Consider the following 21,328-nt stretch of genomic DNA (forward strand, 5'->3'; position numbering starts at 1 on the left):
ACAACGTCCACGGCAACGCACGGGCGAGCAGATCGAACACCGGCGTTGGGTAATATTTGACCGAAAGACCGAAATCCCAGGTGAAGATCGAGCCTAGATACTTGAAATACTGGAGATAGAGCGGCTCGTTGATGAAGCCGAACGTCTCCATTAGCGCTTCTCGCGCCTCCGGCGGGATCGTACCCTGGGCCTGGGCCAACATGACATCGGCCGGGTTCCCCGGCATCAGCCGCGGGATCAGGAAATTGAATGTGGCCGCCACCAGAAAGGCTACGAGATAAAATGCCAGCCGGCGCAGAATGAAACGCATAGTGCCCCCTTTTTATGCGCCGCTTCCGCCGACATTCGGGCCGGTCGGCGCCTTCTTGTGCCTGGAGGCCCGCGAAACTGCGCGCCCCCTTGCGCCCCGCTCCTCCTTCCCGCGAACGGGAAGGAGGCGGGAGGATGCAGTCCGATCGAAGATCGGATCAATCTTCGATCGGCCGCAGGGAGAGCAGATGCAGGAGGCGCTCTGGCGTTTCATCGTGAACGACCGGTTTGGCCTGGGGATTTTCAGCGCTGAAGAAGCCAGTGAAGCGTTTTGTGTTGTATTGATACCAGAGCGGATTGTTGAACACCGCTATGTAGGGCATGTCGCGACCGATCTCCATCTGAACATCGTTCATGATGGCGCGTTGTTTTTCGGCGTCCACGGTCTTGAAGAATCCGTCGAGAAGATCGTCGAGTTTCTCGTTGTAATAGCGTGTCGCGCCAAATCGGGTCTTTCCCTGATGCCGCGAGTGCAGGCCGAGATCGAAGTGATAGTGCGGCGTGACCCCCGTGAAATAGGCGTTCATCGCCATATCGAAATTGCCGGTGATCAGGTTTTCCGCCCACACGGCATGCTCCGGCGTCGCCACTTGCGCGTCGATGCCGACCGCGGTCAGACCTTCCACCGCGAGTTGCACGGTGTTGATCCAATCGGTCCAGCCATTCGGCACCATGATATCGAAGGAGATGTTCTTGCCGCTCGGTGTTTCCAGATTGCCGTCGCCATCGGTATCCGTGTAGCCCGCTTCCGCCAGCAGCGCCTTTGCGCCCTCGACATCATAACGGGTGAACTTGCCGTACTTCGCGTCCACCTCCGGATTATTCCAGGAATGATAGGCCTGGCCGAGACCGGACGGATACTGGTTGATGGTCGGGTACCCGTAGCCGGCGATATCGACCATGGCCTCGCGATCGAAGGACATGGAGATCGCGCGGCGAAACTCAACGTCGGTGAAAGCTTCGCGATTGCCCTCGTTCTTGGATTCCATGTTCACGTTGAAAGCCACAAGGGAACCGGCGGGGAACCAGTATTTGTGATTTTCAGGATCTTTTCCGACGAAAGTCTTCTCGATGTCGGGCAGGAAAGACCCCATCCAGTCGAGTTCGCCGCGCGCGGCGGCAGCGAGTGCCTGGTCATTGGTGGCGATCTGAGGAAAACGCATGCAATCGACCTTGAGCGTCTCCGCATCCCAGTAATTTTCATTGCGGCACTGAATGTATTCCTGCGGTGTGAACCGGCGAATTTCCGTTAACGGGCCGGTGCCAACCGGGTCTGGATTGGTGAAAGTCACCGGATCCTCGATCCCGCTCCAGATATGCTCGGGGACCACGGCCAGGCGAACGATGGAATAGATGGCGCCAGAGTTGGCTTCGTGGAGCTGAAAACGAACGGTCTGATCGTCCACCGCCTCGGCGGAGGCGACAATCTTGTCGAGACCGTAGATGTCGAGTGCTTTGTGCTGTTTCACCAGATCCAGGCTGAAAGCCACGTCCTGCGCGGTGAACGCCTCACCGTCGGACCATGTCACACCATCGCGCAGCGTCACGGTCAGACTCTTCAGATCTTCTCCATACGCATAATCCGTCGCCAGTCGATAGTTTGGCTCGCCGGCCTTCAGCGTGTTGAAGACAATCAGCGGTTCATAGATGAAATCGTTGACGGAAGGCAATCGCGAGGACTGATTGAAGGGATTGTAGTTCTCGATCCAGGCGGTGCGCTGGACTGGTAGGGCCGTCAGAACGGATTCGGCGGAGACCGCTTGAATCTGCAGAAGACCTGCGGCGGCGGCGACACTCACCGTCAATGAACGTTTCATGCTTTCCTCCCTCAAATGTCCAGGCAGACTGTCCGCCTTCTCGCTGTTCCACCGCAGGCTCCACCCTGACGCGATTCCGCATCGGCACGAACAGTTCAATCATTCTGCTGGATGAAACCAATTTAATGCCACCGTCTATTTCGTAAATTTCGTCAGTTTCGTTGCATTCGCCGATAAGCGGAATGCCTGCACTTGGCGAAGCTCAGCAGTTTCGCTAGCGTATCGGCAATTGATCGGCTTCTTGCCGATCGGGAGGACTTCATGCAGTGGCGCAGGATTTTGCCGGCCGGCTTCCAGGCCCGGCTTTTATTGGTCTTGCTGGCGGTGTCGATCGTGCCGCTGGCGATCAGTGCCGTCGCATTCTTCTCGCTGGTGAACGCAAACATCGCGCGCGAGACCTTCGAGAAACTCGCTTTTGCCCGCGATGCGAAGAAGAGCGAGCTCACACAATATGTCTCATTCGCCAAGCGGCAAGCCGAAAGCCTCGCGCAAACCAACATCGCCCGTTACTCCATCGGCGACTTTTACGGTTTCAGCTATGCGATGGGTCAGATGGCGCCCGAAGAAGAAAAAGCGGCCGAACAATTACGCGGTCTCTTCGAGGTTGGCGCAGGCCTGCCGGAACGACCGGATGCACCGAATCTCGACCGGCTGCTGCGTGAGGCCTTGGCTTATGCCAATGCGCACAGTCAGTTCCACGAAGAGTATCTGACGTTCGTCGAAAGCTCGGAATTCGACAATGTCTATCTCGTCAACGCACGCGGCCGTGTGGTCTATTCCGTCTTCAAGGACGATTATCTGGGCCAGCTTCTACCCCAGGAGACCTCGCCTCTTTCGGAAGCGCTTGCGGCACTGCGCGCGACCGAGAATCGAGGGATCGTGTTCCATGACTTCATGCAAGATCCACGCACCGGTCAGTTCGCTGCCTATTTCGCCGTTAGGGTCAAACTCTATCAACGGGCGAGCGGCGCCGCGATCCTGCGCCTGCCTGCCAGCAAGCTTGCGGCTCTGCTCGCCGGCCACGAGGGCGGCAACGGAACATTGAACCTCATATCCTCGCATGGCGCGGTGATCGCATCTTCAGCGGCCGCGCTGAATGCCGGCGACATCGTCGCGCTGCCTTCGGCGATGGACAGGCAGAGCAACGTGACAACGCTAGAAAAGGGCCTGTTGGGCGCACCGACCCTTTCGGCCTGGACCCATCTTCTCCTGCCGGACGCAACCTGGCTGTTCACCGTCGATGCAGATGCAGCTTCGGCCTTCGCCGCCAGCACACGGTTGCGCAATCTGATCCTGGTGCTTGCTGCGCTTGCACTGCCGCTGATCCTGCTTCTGTCTTTCTACCTCGCCCGCTCTCAAACACGTCCATTGAAATCCGTGACCGGCGCCGCCGAAGCGGTGGCTGACGGCGCGCTGGACATGCGACTGCCGAAATTCGATCAGCCGACAGAATTTGCCCGGCTCTCCCACTCCGTCGCCCGTATGCGCGACGCCTTACGCGAGCAATTGCAGCTCATCAGCGAAAAAAACCGGGAGCTGGAGGCCCATAACCGCGAAATCGGCGAGAAGAATGCCGAGCTGGAACAGGCCGACCGCATGAAAGACCAGTTTTTGGCCAACACCTCGCATGAACTCAGAACGCCGCTCAACGGTATCATCGGTATTTCCGAGACACTGGCCGCGGGTGCCGCCGGCGAAATCGCCCCCGCCCAGCGCAACCAGCTTCAGCTCATCACCTTTTCCGCCCATCGTCTGTCTCGCCTTGTCGACGACCTGCTCGATCTTTATCGGATCCGGCAAGGGCGCATGCGGCTCGACATTCAGGCGGTCGACGTAGCCACCGGCGTACGCCAAGTCCTGCTTCTGTCAGAACCGCTCCTGTCGGGCGAACCGGTGAGCCTTCGGGTCGACATTCCCGACATCACACCACCCGTGATCGCCGATCCGGTACGTCTGGAGCAAATTCTCTACAATCTGATCGGCAATGCCATCAAATACGTAGACGACGGGCATATTCACGTAACGGCCTGGCATGAGGGCGAAGGCGAAAACGCCACCGTGTCGATTGCTGTCGAAGACACGGGGCGCGGGATCTCGCCGGAGAATCTCGAGCGCATTTTCCAGCCGCTCGAACAGGCCGATGGTGAGGACGCCAGTCAAAAGAAAAGCGGGACCGGCCTTGGCCTTGCCATTGCCCGCAACCTCGCCGCTCTGCTCGGTGGCACCTTGACGGCCACCAGCGAATTGGGCCGCGGTTCGCGCTTCGTGTTGCAACTGCCTGCCGCCAGCGCGGATGCTGCGGAGCAGGCGCGCGGCAAATATCCCGGGGGCCTGCACCAGACCATCAACGCGCTCGACGCCTTCGAGGCTCCGGCCTCCGAGCATGAAGGCACCACGGCGCCCACCATCGTGGTCGTCGACGACGAGCCCATCAATCTGCAAGTCCTGCGTAACGTTCTCCTGCCGCAGGGGTATCGCGTAATATGTGCAGATAACGGCCGTGCCGGCATCGAGGCGGTGCGCGAGCATAAGCCGGACCTGGTTGTTCTCGACGTGATGATGAATGATTTGTCCGGGTTGGATGTGGCGCGCACCCTTCGCCGCCAGTTTTCACTCATCGACCTTCCGATCATCATGGTGACGGCGAGAAGCCGCACGCGTGACATGATCTCCGGCTTCGAGGCCGGCGCGAATGACTATGTGGTGAAGCCCTTTGTAAAGGACGAACTTCTTACCCGCATCTCGACACTGATCGATGCTTCGCGCGCGCGCAGTCGAGCAGAAGAAAACCGGGATCTGCGCGACGAGGTCGACCGCCGCATTCAGGTGGAAGATGCATTGCGTCTTTCGCAACGCCGCATGGCACGCCTGCTCGACGCGCTGGAAGCGGGCCTCATCTGCGTCAACGACAAGGCGATTGTGACCTACGCCAACCGTGCTGCCGGAACGATTTTCGGCCGCCCGCTCGACCGTGCGACGCCGCTTTCGCTGCTTCTTTCCAGCGACATTGCAGCCCTGCTCGACAGCCAGTGCCGAACGGACGGCGAGAGCAGCGCGACACTTCATATTGCCGGCCGCGAGTTCACCATCAATGCCTTCGAACTCGAGCCGGAGGCAGGAGCCGGCATGGCGCTGGTGCTGAGTGATGCATCGCTGGAGGCAGAGAATCTGCTCGTCTCGGTGCGCGGCGCGATCGACAGCGCGCTGCCCGCGATGGCAAACGAAACGCACGTCGAGCCCCTTGCCGCACCCGATGAAACCTACCGTAGTCTGATCGTGCAAGTAATGACAGGCAGCCTCACCCTCTGGCGGGAACTGACCGGCCGGGAGCGCATCGAGTTTGCCGAAGAGAGCGGCATTTGGCGCGTTAGCCTAGACAAAACATCGCTCCAGACTCGAACGCTCGACAAGTATCTCTTGATCGAGACCCTGCCGCTCAATCCACGCTGGCGCGATGTGGTCCGTTCAGCGGAGTTCGTGCTCGCGCAGGCGGAAACCGCCGGCCGACAAGCCGACACACAAAAGCTGGCCGCCGATCTCATACGCCTGCGCGAACATCTGAGGATCGCCAACTCACCTCGACAGCGTCAGGATCACGCCAGCCCCACCGAGCTTTGAAGTCCGTCATTCGAAGCATTCATATTTCGGAAGGAACATCGATGCAGAACAGTCATGCCTGCCGCCTGCTGACCAATTGGGACGCGGATCGCGGTGTGATCGAGCTGTCCCTTGAGCTGGATCAGGGTGAGCCGATCAGCGGCGCACAGCTTGCCACCACCTCGCTCTTCCGTATTCATCCCGAATGCCGGATCGAGGGCGCGACGCTGACCGACCAGCTCTCAAATTATCATGTGTTTGCGCAACCAAAAGGCATGCAACTCCTTGCCGGGGAATGCTGGACCATTCGCGCCGACCGGCTCAGCCATGTGCTGCGCCACTATAGCTACGGTCCAAAAAGCGCGCATCTGATCCTCAGGGATGGAACCACCTGTCCCGTGACAGTGGAACCGATGACGCGGAACGGTGTTCCCGGCGAGCCCGACTGGGAGAGGTTGGAGCAAACCGCTCTGCCCAAGGGAGCAGCTCCGCTCTCCGTCATTCCCGCGCCCTTCGACGCGGAGGTGGCAGGGCGGCGAAACACCGCCCCGCCGCTGGTGCTTTCCCCCGAAGCTTCGCTCGCCGCGCAAAAGGCGTTCTCGGCAGTTCGCGCGCTGGCGTGCCGCCTCTTCGCCAACGAAGAGCCGCTTTTTGGGCATGGCACTGGTCATACGATCGCGACGGCCGACGATCCCGCCCTGCACGGCGGCGCCTACGAAATCGCTTTCGATGCGGAAGGCATCGCACTCAGCGCCGGCGATGAGAATGGATTCCGCCATGGCTTTATCACGCTTGGACAGATGCTGCGCGGCGCGCGTCTGCGCCCCGACGAGTTCATCGTGCCTGCAACGGGCATGATCCGCGATCAGCCCCGATTTGACTGGCGTGGCACGCATCTCGATGTCGCCCGACAGTTTTATTCCATGCAGGATCTGGTGGACTTTCTCGATTGTCTCGCCTGGAACAAACTCAACCGTTTCCATATTCACCTCAACGATGACGAGGCTTGGCGCTTGGAGATACCCGGCTGGCCAGCCTTGACCGAGCGGACCGCATTCCGCGGCGATGGTGAATTGCTCCCCCCGCTTCTGGGCTCACCGGCCGAACGCGCCGGCGGGTTCTACACCGGCGGCGACATGCGCGCGCTGGTCGCCCATGGCACTGGGCTCGGCATCGAGATCATACCCGAAATCGACATTCCCGGTCATTGCTACTGCGTGCTGCGCGCGCTGCCCCAGCTCAGCGATCCGGGTGAGAACCGCATCTACTACCGCTCGGTGCAGTATTTCCCGAACAATGCGCTCAACCCGGCGGTCGACGCCACCTGGACCTTCCTCGGCGATGTGTTCGACACACTCGTGGACATCTTCCCGGCACGCTACATCCACGCCGGTGCGGATGAAGTGGCCGAGGGTGCTTGGCTGGAATCGCCGCTCGCCCGGACGCTTGGCGAGAAACTGTTCGGCAAGGTCGAAACCTTCTCGCTGCAATCCTATTTCCTCAAGCGCGTGCAGGAGATGCTGCGCGAGCGCGGACGCGACATCGCCGTGTGGGAAGAGGCGGCACTGGGCGGCGGACTCGAAGTGAACGGCGCGCTGCTTGTCGCATGGAAAGAATCGAAGAGCGGCCGCGCGTTAGCCCAGCAGGGCTATCAAGTCGTTCTGGCGCCAGCCGAGCATTATTACCTCGACATGGCTCGCTCGACCGAATGGTGGGAACCTGGCGCGAGTTGGGCTGGGACGGTGACGCTGCGCGACACTTATGATTACGAGCCGGGCAGCGATTGGCCGGATGAATTCAGAGACAAGCTGGCCGGTGTGCAGACATGCCTCTGGTCAGAGAACTTGGCCACGCCCGGTCTCTTTGCTCACCTGGTCTATCCACGCATTTCGGCCATGGCGGAGACCGCATGGTCGGCAAGCGGGCGCAAGGACTTCGACCGTTTCCGGGCGATACAAGACCTGATGCCGGTTTCACACCGCACGGCGATCTGACGCCTATCTGCTCTGCAACTGTCTGCTGGCAAGATAGGCGGCCTTTGCCGGCACCGAAAGCCACGTTTTCGCCAGCGCCACGCGCTCGGGCGTGTAGTGGTGCTCGACATCGAGCATGTTGACGGTGCCGACCAGCGTATCGCCCAGCACCACCGGCAGGTTGATGACCGAACCGCAGCCGAGCTTGCCGATCAGCGTGGCGTCGGGGAACACCGTGTCGATGTCGGCCAGCGTGTTGGCGACGAAGCATTCGCGCTTCTTGTGCACGGTCTCGAACCAGCGGTCATAGTGGATCGGCTTGGTGCCGGAGACGGGATATTCTTCCGGATGCGAGGTGTAGGAACGGCTTGCCGTTTCCGTCTTCATGTCGGCGGTCATGAAGGTGAACAGCTTCGTGCCGACCACGGCACGCGTCAGCTCCAAAAGCGCATCGAAGGGAGCATTCGGGGTCGTGGCGAGCGAAAGCGCACGGTCGAATTCGGCCAGCGGGCCGGTGTAGTCGGTCATTTTCAGTCTCTGTTATGCGGGTTGGAGCGTGCCGCCACTGGCGGCGTAGAGTTCGCGCGAATAGGGATTGGCAAGCCGGCCCGTCTTCAGCGCATCGACCTTGGCGATCTCGACCACGCGGCCGTGGCGCATGACCGCCATCCGATCGCAAAGGAAGGAGACCACGGGCAGATTGTGGGTTACCATCAGATAGGTGAGCCCCTGCTCGCGGCGAAGCTTCTTCAACAGGTTGAGGATTTCCGCCTGCACCGACACGTCAAGCGCCGAGGTGGGCTCGTCGAGCAGCATCACGCGCGGCTCCAGCATCAGCGCACGGGCAATCGCCACGCGCTGCCGCTGGCCGCCCGAAAGCTGGTGCGGAAAGCGGAAGCGGAAACGCTGGTCGAGACCGACCGCGTCGAGCATGTCCTTCACGCGCGTGTCGCGTCCACCAATGCCATGCACGGCAAGCGGTTCGGCAAGGCAGTCGTCCACCGTCTTGCGCGGATGCAGCGATCCGTACGGATCCTGAAACACCATCTGGCAGGTTTTTGCGAACGCCCGATCCGGCGCATGGCCGCGCGGCTTTCCGAGCACGGAGATCTTGCCGGTCCAGTCGGGCGCAAGGCCGCTGATCGCGCGCAGGATGGTAGACTTGCCGGAACCCGACTCGCCCACCAGCGCGAAGCTCTCGCCCTCGGCGACCGAAAACTCGACATCGAACACCACCGGCGTCTTGCCGTAGCTGATCGACAGGTCTTCGAGATGAATGGCGGCCTTCTTCATGTGCCCGCTCCCGTGGTCCAGGTGCTGCGGTCGAGCACCGGCAGTTCGTCGCGCTCTTCGTCCATGCGCGGCATGGCCGCAAGAAGCCCCTTGGTATAAGCGTGCGTCGCCTTGTTGAGATCGCCCGCCTTGCACGATTCAACGATCTCGCCGCTATTCATCACGAGGATGCGGTCGCAATAGCGCGAGACGAGGTTCAGATCGTGGCTGATGAGGATCAGCCCCATGCCCTTGCCGGTGACGAGATCGTCGATGATGTCAAGCACCTGCGCCTGCACCGAAACGTCGAGCGCCGAAGTCGGCTCGTCGGCGATCAGAAGATCGGGCTCGGGGATGAGCATCATGGCGATCATGACGCGCTGGCCCATGCCGCCCGAAACCTCGTGCGGATAGAGGTTCGCCACCCGCTCCGGCTCATTGATGCGCACGGCTTCCAGCATGGAAAGCACCCGCGCCTTCAGCTCGCGGCGTGGCAGCTTGCCGTGGGTGAGCAGCGCTTCGCCGATTTGATCGCCGATGGTCATCACCGGGTTGAGCGAAAATTTCGGGTCTTGCATCACCATGGAAATGCGCGCGCCGCGAAGCTCGCGCATCTGCCGTTCGCTCTGTGACAGAAGGTCGATGCCGTCGAAGGTCATGCGGTCCGCCGTCACGCGGCCCGGCTTGCGGATGAGTCGCAGAATGGAGCGTCCCGTCATCGACTTTCCGGAACCGGATTCGCCAACGATGCCCAGGCGCTCGCGGCCGAGCGAGAAGGAAATGCCCTTCACCACGTCGACCGGTCCCCTGGACGTCGGGAAGGTGACGGTCAGGTTCTCGATATCAAGCAGCGGTGCGCTCATTGCTTTTCTCCCTGCTTGGGATCGAGCACGTCACGCAGACCGTCACCCAGGAAGCAGAAGCCGAGGCTGACGAGAATGATCGCGAAGCCCGGCATGGTGGCGACCCACCACTGATCGAGGATGAAGTTGCGTCCGCGCGAGATCATCGCGCCCCATTCAGGCAAAGGCGGCTGCGCGCCGAGGCCGAGGAAGCCGAGGCCGGCGGCGGTGAGGATGATGCCCGCCATGTCGAGCGTGACGCGCACGATGGTCGAGGACGCGCAGAGCGGCAGAACGTGACGCAGGATGACCCGCGTCGCCGAAGCGCCTTGAAGCCTGACCGCCGAGATGAATTCCGAATCCCGGAATGTGATCGTCTCGGCGCGAGCGATGCGCGCATAGACCGGCCATGCGGTGATGGCGATGGCGATGATGGCGTTTTCGATGCCGGGCCCGAGTGCTGCCACGAAGGCAAGCGCCAGAATGAGCTTCGGCATCGACAGGAAGATATCGGTCACGCCCATTAGGACGCGGTCGACCCAGCCGCCGAAATAGCCGGACACCGCACCGACCACGAGGCCGATGGGAGCGGCGATAACGGCCACCATGGTGACGATCAGAAGCGTGATACGCGCACCGTAGACGACGCGCGAATAGATATCGCGGCCGAGTTCATCCGTGCCCATCCAGTGTTCGGCGGATGGCGGCATGAGGCGGTTTGCGAGATCCTGTCCAACGGGGGAGTAGGGCGCGATCAGCGGTGCGAAGATTGCCATGACGACCAGCACCAGCACGATCAGCGCGCCGACAACGGCAAGCGGATTGCGTAACAGCGCGGTCCAGACGCGCCAGGCGCGACCCAGATTGGCCTGAAGGCGCGAGGTGGGGGAATCGTCGAGAAGCCAGTCAATCATCGGCGGGCCCTCGGATCGAGAATGCGGTAAAGCACATCGGATATCTTGTTGATCATGATGAAGACGGCGCCAATCACCAGCGTCGCGCCGAGAACGGCGTTCATATCGGCGGTCAGAAGCGCGGTCGTGAGATAATTGCCGATGCCCGGCCACGAGAACACGGTCTCGATCATCACCGAACCTTCCAGCAGCGCTGCATAGGACAGGCCGATCACGGTGATGAGCTGGATGCGGATCGGATAGAACGCATGCCGCCAAATGACCCGGCGCTCGGAGACGCCTTTAACCCGCGCGGTCGTCACATATTCCTGCCCGAGCTGGTCGAGCATGAAAGAGCGCGTCATGCGGGCGATATAGGCCAGCGAGAAGAAGCCGAGGATCGACGCCGGCAGCATCAGATGGTCGAGCGCGTTCCAGAAGATGTCCCACTCGCCGGCGATCACGCTGTCGATGAGATAGAGTCCGGTCACGGGATCGAGCAGGCCGTCATAGAAGATATCGACGCGGCCCGGACCGGCAACCCAGCCAAGCCCCGCATAGAAAACCGCGAGACCGACAAGGCCAAGCCAGAAGGCAGGCACCGAATAGCCAAGCAGACCGAGCACGCGGATCACCTGGTCGATCCAGCTGCCCTGATGCGTGGCGGCGACAACGCCCATGGGCACGCCCAGCACCACGCCGATGATGATGCCGATGGTAGCCATTTCCAGCGTTGCAGGAAAGACGCGCGCCAGATCGTCGACCACCGGGCGGCCGGTGGAGATCGACATGCCGAGATCGCCCGTCAGAACATCGCCCACATAGGCGAAGAACTGCACGATGAGCGGTCGGTCGAGCCCCATGGCCTGACGTGCTGCCTCATAGACCTCCTGTGTCGCCCGGTCGCCGACGACCGAGAGCACGGGATCGATCGGCACGACACGACCGATGAAGAAGGTGATGGCCAGAAGGCCGAGAAATGTGCCGGCGACGACGATGGCGAAGCGCAGAACGCTCGCAACGCCCTCGAAGGCACGACCGGCCAGCATGCTTAAACGCGCACTGGCGGCCCCGGTGGATGGTTCAAACGCCATGGCTTGTTCGCTCTCTGGCCGCTGCTATTGTCGATGGATGCCCCAAACGCGCGCCCTCTCCCCTGGCTGACCTGCAAGCCGGCGTGCGCACCACCAAGAAGCCAACACTCTGATTTCATGCAGTTTTGCGGCGGAGAAGCCCGTCTCGCGCCCTGCAAAACCTTCAAAAAAGAGCTTGGATCATACAAAAAAATCTGGTTACATCAAAAAAATTTTTGTGGGGGAAAAATCTTTGAGCACGCAGCCGGCCCGCGCCACACCCGATGTCGACACCAGAATCGGTGTGCTGATCCGCGCCCGCCGCCGGCAGCTCGGCCTCACCCTGCAACAGCTCGGCAAGGCGGCCGGCCTCTCCGTCGGTTATCTGAGCCAGGTGGAGCGCGACAACGCCACGCCGACGCTCGGTTCGCTCGCCGGTATTGCCCGCGCGCTGGGTGTCGGGCTCGATTATTTCGTCGCCCAGCCCCGCGCCGAGGACGGGCTGACCCGTGCCGAAAGCCGCCAGCAGTTTTCAATTGCCGGCTCCTCTATCATCTATGAGCGGCTCGGGACGGAGTTTCCCGGCAGCCAGCTTTCCTCCTTCGTGTTGACGGTGCCCCCCGGCTATTCCTCGGAGACAGTGAGCCATGAGGGCGAAGAGCTGATCTACATTCTCGAAGGCACCATCACCCAGTATCTCGACGGCGAGGAAATGGTGATGAAGGCCGGCGACAGCCTGCATTATCGCGGCAACACCCCGCATGCCTGGAAGAACGTCACCGAGACTCCGGCCCGCCTTTTGTGGACCGGCACGCTGACCGTGTTCGACGCCAATGGCCAGGCCAACAATCGCATCGAACTGGTTTCGCCGGACAAGGCCTCCGGCAAACCCACAAGAACGACCAAAAACAATTCCTGATCCAGAACAGAGGAGAACAACATGAAACTCTTCAAGGCAGCCCTTCTCGCCGCCGCTCTCAGCATGCCGCTTTCGCAGCATGTGCTCGCAGCCACGCCGGACAACGTTCTGGTCGTCGCGCAGAACATCGACGACATCGTCGCCATCGACCCGGCACAGGCCTACGAGTTCTCGTCGGGCGAACTGGTCACCAACATCTATGACCGTCTCGTTCAGTACGATGCCGAGGACCCGACGGTTCTTGCCCCCGGCCTTGCCGCCGAGTGGGAAGCAGACGCAGATGCGAAGACCATCACCTTCACCATGCGCGACGGCGCAACCTTCCATTCGGGCAATCCGGTGCGCGCAGAAGACGTGGCGTTTTCCTTTGCCCGCGTCATCAAGCTGAACCTGACGCCGGCCTTCATTCTCGCCCAGCTCGGCTGGACGGCGGAGAATGTGGACCAGATGGTCACCGTCGACGGCAACAAGGTTGTCGTGAAATATGAGGGCGACTTCTCGCCTGCCTTCGTGCTCAACGTTCTGGCCGCCCGCCCGGCTTCCATCGTCGATGAAAAGACGGTCATGGAGCATGAAGAAGACGGCGACATGGGCAACAAATGGCTCAACGCGAACTCGGCCGGTTCCGGCCCGTTCCAGCTGACCGCCTATCGCCCCGGCGAGTTGGTGCGCATGGGCGCCAATGCCGACTACTTCAAGGGTGCGCCGAAGGTCGAGAACGTCATCATCCGTCATGTCGCGGAAGCAGCGACCCAGCAGCTTCTCCTGCAGTCGGGCGACGTGGACATGGCCCGCAACCTGACGCCGGACCAGATCAACGGCATCAGCGCCGACAACATCAAGGTCGAGACCTACCCGCAGGCCGCCGTGCATTTCGTTTCCTTCAACCAGAAGACCGAAGCGCTGCAGCCGGAGGCGCTTTGGGAAGCCGCGCGCTACCTCGTCAATTATGAGGGCATGACCGAGAGTTTCCTCAAGGGACAGATGGAGATCCATCAGGCCTTCTGGCCGAAGGGCTTCCCCGGCTCCTATGACGAGACGCCCTACACTTACGACCCGGAAAAGGCAAAGCAGATCCTTGCCGATGCCGGTGTGGAAACGCCGATCAACGTGACGCTCGACGTCATCAACTCGACGCCGTTCACCGACATGGCGCAGTCGCTGCAGGCGAGCTTCGCGGAAGCCGGCATCAATTTCGACATCATCCCCGGCACGGGCTCGCAGGTGATCACCAAGTATCGCGAGCGCAGCCACGAGGCGATGCTGCTCTACTGGGGTCCGGATTTCATGGACCCGCACTCCAACGCGAAGGCCTTCGCCTATAACCGCGACAATTCCGACGACAACTACCAGGCCACCACCACATGGCGGAACGCCTGGGCCGTGCCGGCGGAGATGAACGATCGCACGGCCGCGGCGCTCGCCGAATCCGACGCCGACAAGCGCAACGGGATGTATGTCGATCTGCAGAAAGACGTGCAGGCCAAATCGCCGATCGTTATCATGTTCCAGGCCGCCTATCAGGTCGCCATGGACGAGAAGGTGAATGGCTACGTCAACGGCGCCACCTCTGACTTCGTCTACTACCGGCTCGTCACGAAAGACTGACGCAGCCCTGCCGTTTCAGGCCGTCCCGCCAGCCGGGGCGGCCTCTTTCCATATCCATTGCGCCATTCCCTTCAGGAGTTTCTTGATGTCCAACACCTCCGCCCGGCGGCTTGAGGCCCTGCGCCAGCGCATGAGCGAAACCGGCACCGATCTGGTGGCCATCGGCCCGTCGAGCCACATGATCTACGTGGCCGGCCTCGATCCGCATGGCGATGAACGCCCCGTCATGTTGCTGGTCTCGAAGGATCATGCCGGCTTCCTGATGCCGGCGCTCAATGTCGACAGTTCGCGCCAGAAGACCGACCTGCCGTTTTTCCCCTGGCGCGACGATGACGGCCCGGACGCCGCCCTTGCGGAACTCCTCACGGCATCGAACCTGCCGGATGCTCCCAGCGTCGTGATCGACGAGACAATGCGTGCCGATTTCGCGCTTCTTCTGCTCGACGCGTTGCCGGGCGCGAAGCGCCGCTTCACCGACGACACGGTCGGCCATCTGCGCGCCCGCAAGGACGAAGACGAATACAAGCGCCTGAAAGCGAGCGCGGTGCTCAACGACAGGGCCGCCATGGCCGGTTTCGATGCGCTGAAATCTGGTGTCACCGAGTTGGAAGTGGCCGCAGCCATCCGCGACGTCTACAAGGCGGCAGGTGCGGTGCCGGTGTTCACCAGCGTCTGCTTTGCCGGCAACGGCGCCTTTCCGCATCACCACACCGGCGACACGAAGCTGAAGGAAGGCGACGCGGTGCTGATCGACACGGGTGGGCGTCTTGGCGGCTATCCATCCGACATGACGCGCGTTGGTTATTTCGGAAAGCCCGATGCGGAGTTTGAAAAGGTCCATGCCATCGTGGAGCGGGCGGTCACCGCAGCGCTGAATGCAGCCAAGCCCGGCGCTACCGCAAAGGCCATCGACAAGGCCGCGCGCGACGTGATCACCGAGGCCGGTTATGGCGACTTTTTCCCCCACCGCACCGGCCACGGGCTCGGCATCGACATTCACGAGCCGCCCTACATGACCGCCACCTCCGAGACGGTTCTGGACGAAGGCATGGTGTTCTCCATCGAGCCCGGCATCTATCTGACCGGCAAGTTCGGCCTCAGGCTGGAAGAGATCGTCATCATGCGCGCCGACGGTGCGGAGATCCTCTCCGACCTGCCGCGCACCGCGCAGCTGCGCGGATAAAGGCTCACAAAACCGGGCGGCGGTCGGGAAACCGATCGCCGCTTTTCTTTGAGCTGAAGGTCTGATACGCCTCCAGCCGCCGGAGAATTCCGGCACCGGTCGCAGCCTACCCGGTCATTAAAACAAGGAACCCGATCATGAAAACGCTCGTCGTCTGCTCAGGCGGACTCGATTCCGTTTCCCTTGCCCACAAGGTGGCGCGGGAACGAACCCTTATTGGCCTGATCTCCTTCGATTACGGCCAGAGACATCGCAAGGAGTTGGATTTTGCGGCGAAGGCCGCCGCCCGGCTCGGCGTCCCTCACGACCTTCTCGACATCTCCGCCATCGGTCGGCATCTCTCCGGATCGGCTCTAACCGACGCCATCGACGTGCCGGACGGTCACTATGCCGAGGAGACCATGCGCGTGACGGTGGTGCCCAACCGCAACGCCATCATGCTCGCCATCGCCTTCGGCATCGCCGCAGCGCGCGGGGCCGATGCCGTGGCCGCCGCCGTTCATGGCGGCGACCACTTCATCTATCCCGATTGCCGGCCGGGCTTCATCGATGCGTTTCAGGCCATGCAGGATGCCGCGCTCGAAGGCATGGGCGCGGTCAGCCTTTACACGCCCTTCGTGAACGGCACCAAGGGCGACATCGTGCGCGAAGGCGCGCGCGCCGAAGCGCCGTTTGCCGAAACCTGGTCCTGCTACAAGGGCGGCGAAAACCATTGCGGGCGCTGCGGCACCTGCGTGGAGCGGCGCGAGGCCTTCCACGAGGCCGGCGTCCCAGACCCCACACTCTATGACGATCCGGATTTCTGGCTTGCTGCCACCGGGCAGACAACCGGGGAGGTAGACCATGTATAGGGTCAGCAAGGAGTTTCACTTCTCCGCCTCCCACCGCCTGGCGAACCTGCCGGACGACCACCCCTGCGCGCGGCTGCACGGGCACAATTACATCGTGGTGGTGGAACTGGCCGGAGAGCGGCTCGACAATCACGGCTTCGTCCGCGACTACCGCGAGCTCAAGCCTCTGAAAGACCATATCGACGACACGCTCGACCACCGGCATCTGAACGAAGTGTTCGGCCATGATGGCGTCACCGCCGAGTTTCTGGCCAAAACGCTCTTCGACTGGTGCCGGACACGCTGGAGCGAGGTGTCGGCGGTGCGCGTGAGCGAGACACCAAAAACCTGGGCGGAATACCGGCCATGAGCACGCTGCGCATCGCCGAGATTTTCGGCCCAACCATCCAGGGCGAAGGCGCATTGATCGGCATGCCGACCGTGTTCGTGCGCGCCGGTGGCTGCGACTATCGCTGCCACTGGTGCGACAGCCTCCACGCCGTCGACAGTGCCCATCGTCACGACTGGCTGCCCATGCAGAGCCGCGACGTGCTGGACCGCATAAGGGAGCTCTCCGGCGGCGCGCCCGTCATGGTCTCGCTGTCGGGCGGCAACCCGGCGATCCAGCCCTTCGAACGGCTGATCGATACGGGCCGCGCCGAGGGCTATCGCTTCGCGCTCGAAACGCAGGGCTCCATCGCGCGCGACTGGTTCGCAAAGCTGGCCATGCTGGTTTTGAGCCCCAAACCGCCGTCCTCCGGCGAGACGGTGGACTGGGAGCGTTTCGACGCCTGCGTCACCGCCGCCGGCAATGCGCCCATGGCGTTGAAGATCGTCATCTTCGACGAGACCGATTATCGCTGGGCGAAGGATGCGGCTGAGCGCTATCCCGCCCTGCCCCTTTATCTCCAGCCGGGCAACCACACCCCGCCGCCGCCCGAGGCCGAGGATGCCGCCATCGACATGGAGGGCATTCTGGAGCGCATGCGCTGGCTGGTGGACCGCACCGTGGCCGACCGCTGGTTCTCCCCTCACATCCTGCCGCAGCTCCACGTGTTCCTGTGGGGCAACCGGCGCGGCGTCTGAAAGGAAGAGACCGCAATGACCGACAAGACCATCTACGACAATCTGACCCTTTTGGGCGGCAAGACCGAATTGCCCGGATCGCCCGAAGAAGCCGTGCTCGAACGCGTGCCCAACCCGCAGGAGGATGTGCTCTACGCCGTGCGCTTCACCGCGCCGGAATTCACGTCGCTCTGCCCGCTCACGGGCCAGCCGGATTTCGCCCATCTGGTGATCGACTACGTGCCGGCCGGCTGGCTGGTGGAGAGCAAGTCACTAAAGCTCTATCTCGGCGCGTTTCGCAATCACGGCGCGTTTCACGAAGACTGCACCGTCTCCATCGGCCGCCGCCTCTGCGACCTTTTGGAGCCTCACTGGTTGCGCATCGGCGGCTACTGGTATCCGCGCGGCGGCATGCCCATCGACGTGTTCTACCAGACCGGCGAGCCGCCAAAGGGCGTGTGGATCCCCGATCAGGGCGTCCCGCCCTATCGCGGGCGGGGCTAACGCATGGTGCGGACTGTCCTTATTCCTGTTGCCTTTCCGCAATAGCACCAGGGTGCATCGGAACGACCATGCCTGCTGGTTTGTCGAGATATTCATCGAGCGCTCCGAGCACCGGCAGAGCGGCTTTAAGTCTCCCGACGTCTTTTCTGATCGCTGCGACCAAGTCCGACACCAGTGCTGAATCCATAGAGCCACGTGTCACAAGGGTTGCCATCACCGAGACGGTCTCGACATTCTCACTCAGGGGGCCGTAGATGTCCCGATCAATAATGGACTTTTGGTAGTCGGCACTGCGAGAGAGGACCCGTTGAATTCTCGGTCCCGAAAAATCGGCGATACTCGCATTGCAGGCATTCAGCGCCTGGCTTACCAGCCGGTTCGGGTGCCCGACCACGAAGATCGCGGCGTCGATCTTTCCAGAGCAGAGATCTTTGATCGAATCCGACGGCTCCAATTGTCTCAGTTCGCCGAAAACGTCTTCATTTATGCCGAACCGTTCCATCAGGGATTGAAACGTCGCGTTGCGTCCCGATGCCGGAAGACCGATATCCACGACCTTGCCGGCAAGGTCGGACCCCGTTCGGATTCCGGACGCGGGAGCCGCGATGACCGTGACCGTCTCCGGATAAAGCCACATCACCGTTCTCAGATCGTCCATCGCGGCCGCATCGGTGAAGGGCTTGCTTCCCTCATACGCGGCCTTTTGCCAGTCGGATTGCACCAGCACGAAATCGAGCTCGCCGCTCTCCAGCATCTTCAGGTTGTAGATCGACCCGGCGGTCGGCTCGGGACTGCACCTTCGGCGTGTATCGTCATAGTCATTGAACGCATCGCAGATCGCCCGGGCAACCGAATAATAGTTACCCGAGATATCTCCGGAACCGATACTGAACAGCCGAACCTCTTCAGCAGAAACCGGGGTTAAGAAAAAAAGGAATTTGAATACAAAAAAAGCAATATCCTTGAAGAAGTGATTTGCCATCATCTCTACCAACTGTATCGTCTCCACAATTTCAGGAGAGGATACTCCATGCCTGACTTTATTTATGACATACCAACAGCGACGTTGGCTATAGTATTTATCATATCGACACTTTCTGCAGTCGGCGTTGGAATATTCATCGGCAAACCTCTTGTACGCTTGCTTCTCGGCTCCGGACCCGACTTCAATGAATCGATAGACTATGTCACTTCTGGCTTCAGCTTGTTCTACGGGCTGTTGCTCGGTCTCCTTACAGTGGCAGCGTACGAGAATTCCGAACGGGTGAAAGAGAGCATCCTCAACGAGGCCACCTCATTGGGATCACTGTATTCCCAACTCAACATATATCCCGAGCCATTCCGCAGCGACGCGAAATGGAGCATTCGGGATTATGTTCTTTACACGGTCCACAAGGAGTGGCCGGCACACAGAAAGGGCCGGATCCTTAACGGCGGTTACAATCGTGCGGAGGCTATTCGCAGGCACTTGGCGGAATTCGAACCCCAAACCAGACCCGAGGAGATTGTCCACACGGAAGTCATCTCATCCTTTCAGGAGTTTTCGGATTCCCGGCAGAGGAGATTGGCTGGCGTGGTAACGGCGATCCCGAACATTCTTTGGGATGCAGTGCTGATTGGCGCGGGGACAAGCACTCTTTTGATGACGATACTGCGCATCAGGGTGCGGCAGCACATTGTGCTGGGAAGCGTAACCGCCTTGTTCCTGGCAGTGATCCTCTTCGTGATTACGATACTCGACCGGCCTCTGCGCGGCGAGGCGGCCCTGAAACCGGAACCTTTTGTGCTCCTTTGGAGCAGATCGATGGTGTGGGACGAACCACTCAGCGAGAGGTTCTGAAATGGCGCGGTTTGAAGTGCGGAACATCGAGGGCATGCGCCAGATATGCATCGAACTCAGTGACGAGACGATTCGCGCCGCGAAAGGAGCACTGTCGAATCTTTCCGGCAAAATCGCTTTCACACCGCGGCTGCCGCCGCCGCGCGAGGTCTTTCGCAACATCTTCACGAGCGAGTCGCGCATCCGACCCTATTACTCCGGAACCGGAACGATTCATCTGCAACCCTCTTTGGCTGGCTTCCACGTATTCGATGTGCTTCCCGAAGACCGATGGATATTGGAGCCAGGCGAATACTGGGCGAGCGAGGGTTCGATCCAGCTCGGTTTGACCCGGGACCCGCTCCTCGCCAGCCTCTGGGCCGGCGACGGATTGTTTTCCTGGAAGACCACACTGAGCGGCGTCGGAAAAGCCGTCATCAACGCGCCAGGTCCGGTCGAAGAAGTAAGGGTCGAGAACGGCGAACTCAAGGTTCAGGGACGTCTGGTCCTTGGCAGGACATCCGGATTGAAGTTCAATTCGATCAGGTCTGCACGATTTCCGAGGAACTTCATCTCCGGCCAGCAGCGCTTCAGGGTTTATGAAGGGACCGGCAAGGCCCTCGTTTCCTGGACACCTTACTGGAACGAATATCTCCACAGTCGAATGACGGAAGGCAGAAGCATCAGGGGCTCCTTGTTCGAATGATATTAGCGCCTTTGCTTGAAGAGAAGCGGGGGCTTTCCCGCTTCTCCCCGCCACGCCTTGTGCTCCCGTCATCTCTCGCCATCCCAGACAATGCGCAACAGCGTAGAGCCCTGCCGGACCTTATCTGGATGTGACGAAACGTTCCAGTTTGCCGAGAGTTTGCAGACCCAGCTCGATTGCACCGAAACCTTTCGCTTCCTGAAACTCCGCCTCTGTGCTGAACACCATGCCCAACGTCACGTTCGTGGCTCCGTCCTGATCCTCGAATGAGGCCCAGGCGTCGGCATGCTTGGGCCCATTCTCTCCCCCAAGCAGGGTATAAGCGATCCTCTCCTCGGGCTGGATCTCGGTATAAAGATGATGGTTTGGAAAGACCGTGCCGTCAGGGGCAATCATATCGAACAGCCATTCGCCACCCGTTTGCAGGTCGATCCTCTTCGTGCGGCAGGAAAAGCCATCCGGACCCCACCATTGCGGTAGCGTCTCGGCGTTCATCCAGTTGCGCCAGACCATGGTTCGTGGAGCTTGTATCACCCGCTGCAGCACCATGGTCCTCCCGGCAACTCCGGCGAGATTGTCCAATCCTGCATCGAAGCCCTGTCTGTAACCGGCTTCCATATTCTCGGTCTGTGAGGACGAAAGCTGCACGGTCAAGACCAATCGGCTACGGTCGTCTGTGCCTGAAAAATCGGCCGTTACCAGAGCTGCCGACTGCGTCACGCCCCCCGACGAGATCACCTCATAGTTCACGCTACGCAGTGCAGGCTCCAATTCAAGCCAGCCACATTCACAGCGAATGTCCGGCTGTCCCTCGACCTTGCACAGCGAGACTTCGCGCCCACCCACTCTGGTGTCGGCCTCCAGAAACTCCACACTGACGGAAGGCGTGGGCGCCGCCCAGACCGCCCGTGCGGCGGG

20 protein-coding genes are annotated in these 21,328 nt (G+C 61.0%); 11 read left to right on the plus strand and 9 right to left on the minus strand.

Annotated elements, in window-relative coordinates; all coding sequences use genetic code 11:
- Both QZ638_RS13600 and QZ638_RS13605 read right to left on the minus strand, forming a co-directional pair.
- Positions 1-310 (minus strand): ABC transporter permease (locus tag QZ638_RS13600; RefSeq protein ID WP_295811363.1); only part of this gene is annotated, 310 nt, incomplete at its 3' end.
- 157 nt (positions 311-467) lie between these two features.
- On the minus strand, positions 468-2,126 hold the full coding sequence (locus QZ638_RS13605) for an ABC transporter substrate-binding protein (protein ID WP_295811366.1): 1,659 nt from the start codon (positions 2,124-2,126) through the stop codon (positions 468-470).
- Between the two features lie 261 nt (positions 2,127-2,387).
- On the opposite strand from QZ638_RS13605, the gene QZ638_RS13610 reads away from it, so the two are divergent.
- Positions 2,388-5,744, plus strand: coding sequence for an ATP-binding protein (locus tag QZ638_RS13610; RefSeq protein WP_295811369.1), 3,357 nt, complete (start codon positions 2,388-2,390; stop codon positions 5,742-5,744).
- Positions 5,745-5,785: 41 nt separating this feature from the next.
- The gene (locus QZ638_RS13615; RefSeq protein WP_295811370.1) at positions 5,786-7,717 is read left to right on the plus strand and encodes a family 20 glycosylhydrolase; all 1,932 of its coding nucleotides are present in this window, start codon (positions 5,786-5,788) and stop codon (positions 7,715-7,717) included.
- 3 nt (positions 7,718-7,720) lie between these two features.
- On the opposite strand, the gene QZ638_RS13620 is transcribed toward QZ638_RS13615, so the two are convergent.
- Genes QZ638_RS13620 through QZ638_RS13640 form a run of 5 tightly spaced genes read right to left on the minus strand, consistent with a single transcriptional unit; the run spans position 7,721 to position 11,752 of the window.
- Complete coding sequence (locus QZ638_RS13620) at positions 7,721-8,224, minus strand: GAF domain-containing protein (RefSeq protein ID WP_295811372.1); 504 nt, start codon at positions 8,222-8,224, stop codon at positions 7,721-7,723.
- Between the two features lie 12 nt (positions 8,225-8,236).
- A complete protein-coding gene (locus QZ638_RS13625) occupies positions 8,237-8,989 on the minus strand; it encodes an ABC transporter ATP-binding protein (RefSeq protein ID WP_295811376.1) in 753 nt (250 codons plus the stop codon).
- Positions 8,986-9,831 (minus strand): ABC transporter ATP-binding protein, encoded by an 846-nt coding sequence (locus tag QZ638_RS13630; protein WP_295811378.1) that lies wholly within the window; start codon positions 9,829-9,831, stop codon positions 8,986-8,988. The genes QZ638_RS13625 and QZ638_RS13630 overlap by 4 nt, the downstream gene beginning before the upstream one ends.
- Positions 9,828-10,724, minus strand: a complete 897-nt coding sequence (locus QZ638_RS13635) for an ABC transporter permease (RefSeq protein ID WP_295811381.1) — start codon at positions 10,722-10,724, stop codon at positions 9,828-9,830. Before QZ638_RS13635 ends, QZ638_RS13630 begins: the two co-directional genes overlap by 4 nt.
- Positions 10,721-11,752 (minus strand): ABC transporter permease, encoded by a 1,032-nt coding sequence (locus QZ638_RS13640; RefSeq protein ID WP_255606368.1) that lies wholly within the window; start codon positions 11,750-11,752, stop codon positions 10,721-10,723. The genes QZ638_RS13635 and QZ638_RS13640 overlap by 4 nt, the downstream gene beginning before the upstream one ends.
- 277 nt (positions 11,753-12,029) lie before the next feature.
- On the opposite strand from QZ638_RS13640, the gene QZ638_RS13645 reads away from it, so the two are divergent.
- The 7 genes from QZ638_RS13645 (at position 12,030) to queF (ending at position 17,885) form a co-directional block, all read left to right on the plus strand.
- Positions 12,030-12,695: a cupin domain-containing protein gene (locus QZ638_RS13645; RefSeq protein WP_295811383.1), complete on the plus strand. Its 666-nt coding sequence runs from the start codon at positions 12,030-12,032 to the stop codon at positions 12,693-12,695.
- Between the two features lie 21 nt (positions 12,696-12,716).
- On the plus strand, positions 12,717-14,303 hold the full coding sequence (locus QZ638_RS13650) for an ABC transporter substrate-binding protein (RefSeq protein ID WP_295811386.1): 1,587 nt from the start codon (positions 12,717-12,719) through the stop codon (positions 14,301-14,303).
- Between the two features lie 85 nt (positions 14,304-14,388).
- On the plus strand, positions 14,389-15,486 hold the full coding sequence (locus QZ638_RS13655; protein WP_295811389.1) for a Xaa-Pro peptidase family protein: 1,098 nt from the start codon (positions 14,389-14,391) through the stop codon (positions 15,484-15,486).
- Positions 15,487-15,623: 137 nt separating this feature from the next.
- Positions 15,624-16,337 (plus strand): 7-cyano-7-deazaguanine synthase QueC, encoded by a 714-nt coding sequence (gene queC, locus QZ638_RS13660; protein ID WP_295811391.1) that lies wholly within the window; start codon positions 15,624-15,626, stop codon positions 16,335-16,337.
- The gene (queD, locus tag QZ638_RS13665) at positions 16,330-16,686 is read left to right on the plus strand and encodes a 6-carboxytetrahydropterin synthase QueD (RefSeq protein ID WP_295811395.1); all 357 of its coding nucleotides are present in this window, start codon (positions 16,330-16,332) and stop codon (positions 16,684-16,686) included. The genes queC and queD overlap by 8 nt, the downstream gene beginning before the upstream one ends.
- On the plus strand, positions 16,683-17,402 hold the full coding sequence (gene queE / locus QZ638_RS13670; RefSeq protein ID WP_295811398.1) for a 7-carboxy-7-deazaguanine synthase QueE: 720 nt from the start codon (positions 16,683-16,685) through the stop codon (positions 17,400-17,402). The genes queD and queE overlap by 4 nt, the downstream gene beginning before the upstream one ends.
- A 15-nt stretch (positions 17,403-17,417) precedes the next feature.
- Positions 17,418-17,885: a preQ(1) synthase gene (gene queF, locus QZ638_RS13675; RefSeq protein WP_295811400.1), complete on the plus strand. Its 468-nt coding sequence runs from the start codon at positions 17,418-17,420 to the stop codon at positions 17,883-17,885.
- Between the two features lie 19 nt (positions 17,886-17,904).
- Here queF and QZ638_RS13680 read toward each other — a convergent pair whose 3' ends face one another.
- A complete protein-coding gene (locus tag QZ638_RS13680) occupies positions 17,905-18,870 on the minus strand; it encodes a TAXI family TRAP transporter solute-binding subunit (protein WP_295811411.1) in 966 nt (321 codons plus the stop codon).
- A 45-nt stretch (positions 18,871-18,915) separates the two neighbouring features.
- Between QZ638_RS13680 and QZ638_RS13685 the strand changes: the two genes are divergently transcribed.
- The gene (locus QZ638_RS13685) at positions 18,916-19,725 is read left to right on the plus strand and encodes a DUF4239 domain-containing protein (RefSeq protein ID WP_295811402.1); all 810 of its coding nucleotides are present in this window, start codon (positions 18,916-18,918) and stop codon (positions 19,723-19,725) included.
- 1 nt (position 19,726) lies between these two features.
- On the plus strand, positions 19,727-20,410 hold the full coding sequence (locus tag QZ638_RS13690; RefSeq protein WP_295811404.1) for an AIM24 family protein: 684 nt from the start codon (positions 19,727-19,729) through the stop codon (positions 20,408-20,410).
- A gap of 120 nt (positions 20,411-20,530) precedes the next feature.
- Here the strand turns inward: QZ638_RS13690 and QZ638_RS13695 are convergent.
- The coding region (locus QZ638_RS13695) for an SRPBCC family protein (protein WP_295811406.1) at positions 20,531-21,328 on the minus strand (798 nt) is incomplete at its 5' end.

It is taken from the genome of uncultured Nitratireductor sp. (assembly GCF_913053745.1).
Taxonomy (GTDB): Bacteria; Pseudomonadota; Alphaproteobacteria; order Rhizobiales; family Rhizobiaceae; genus Nitratireductor.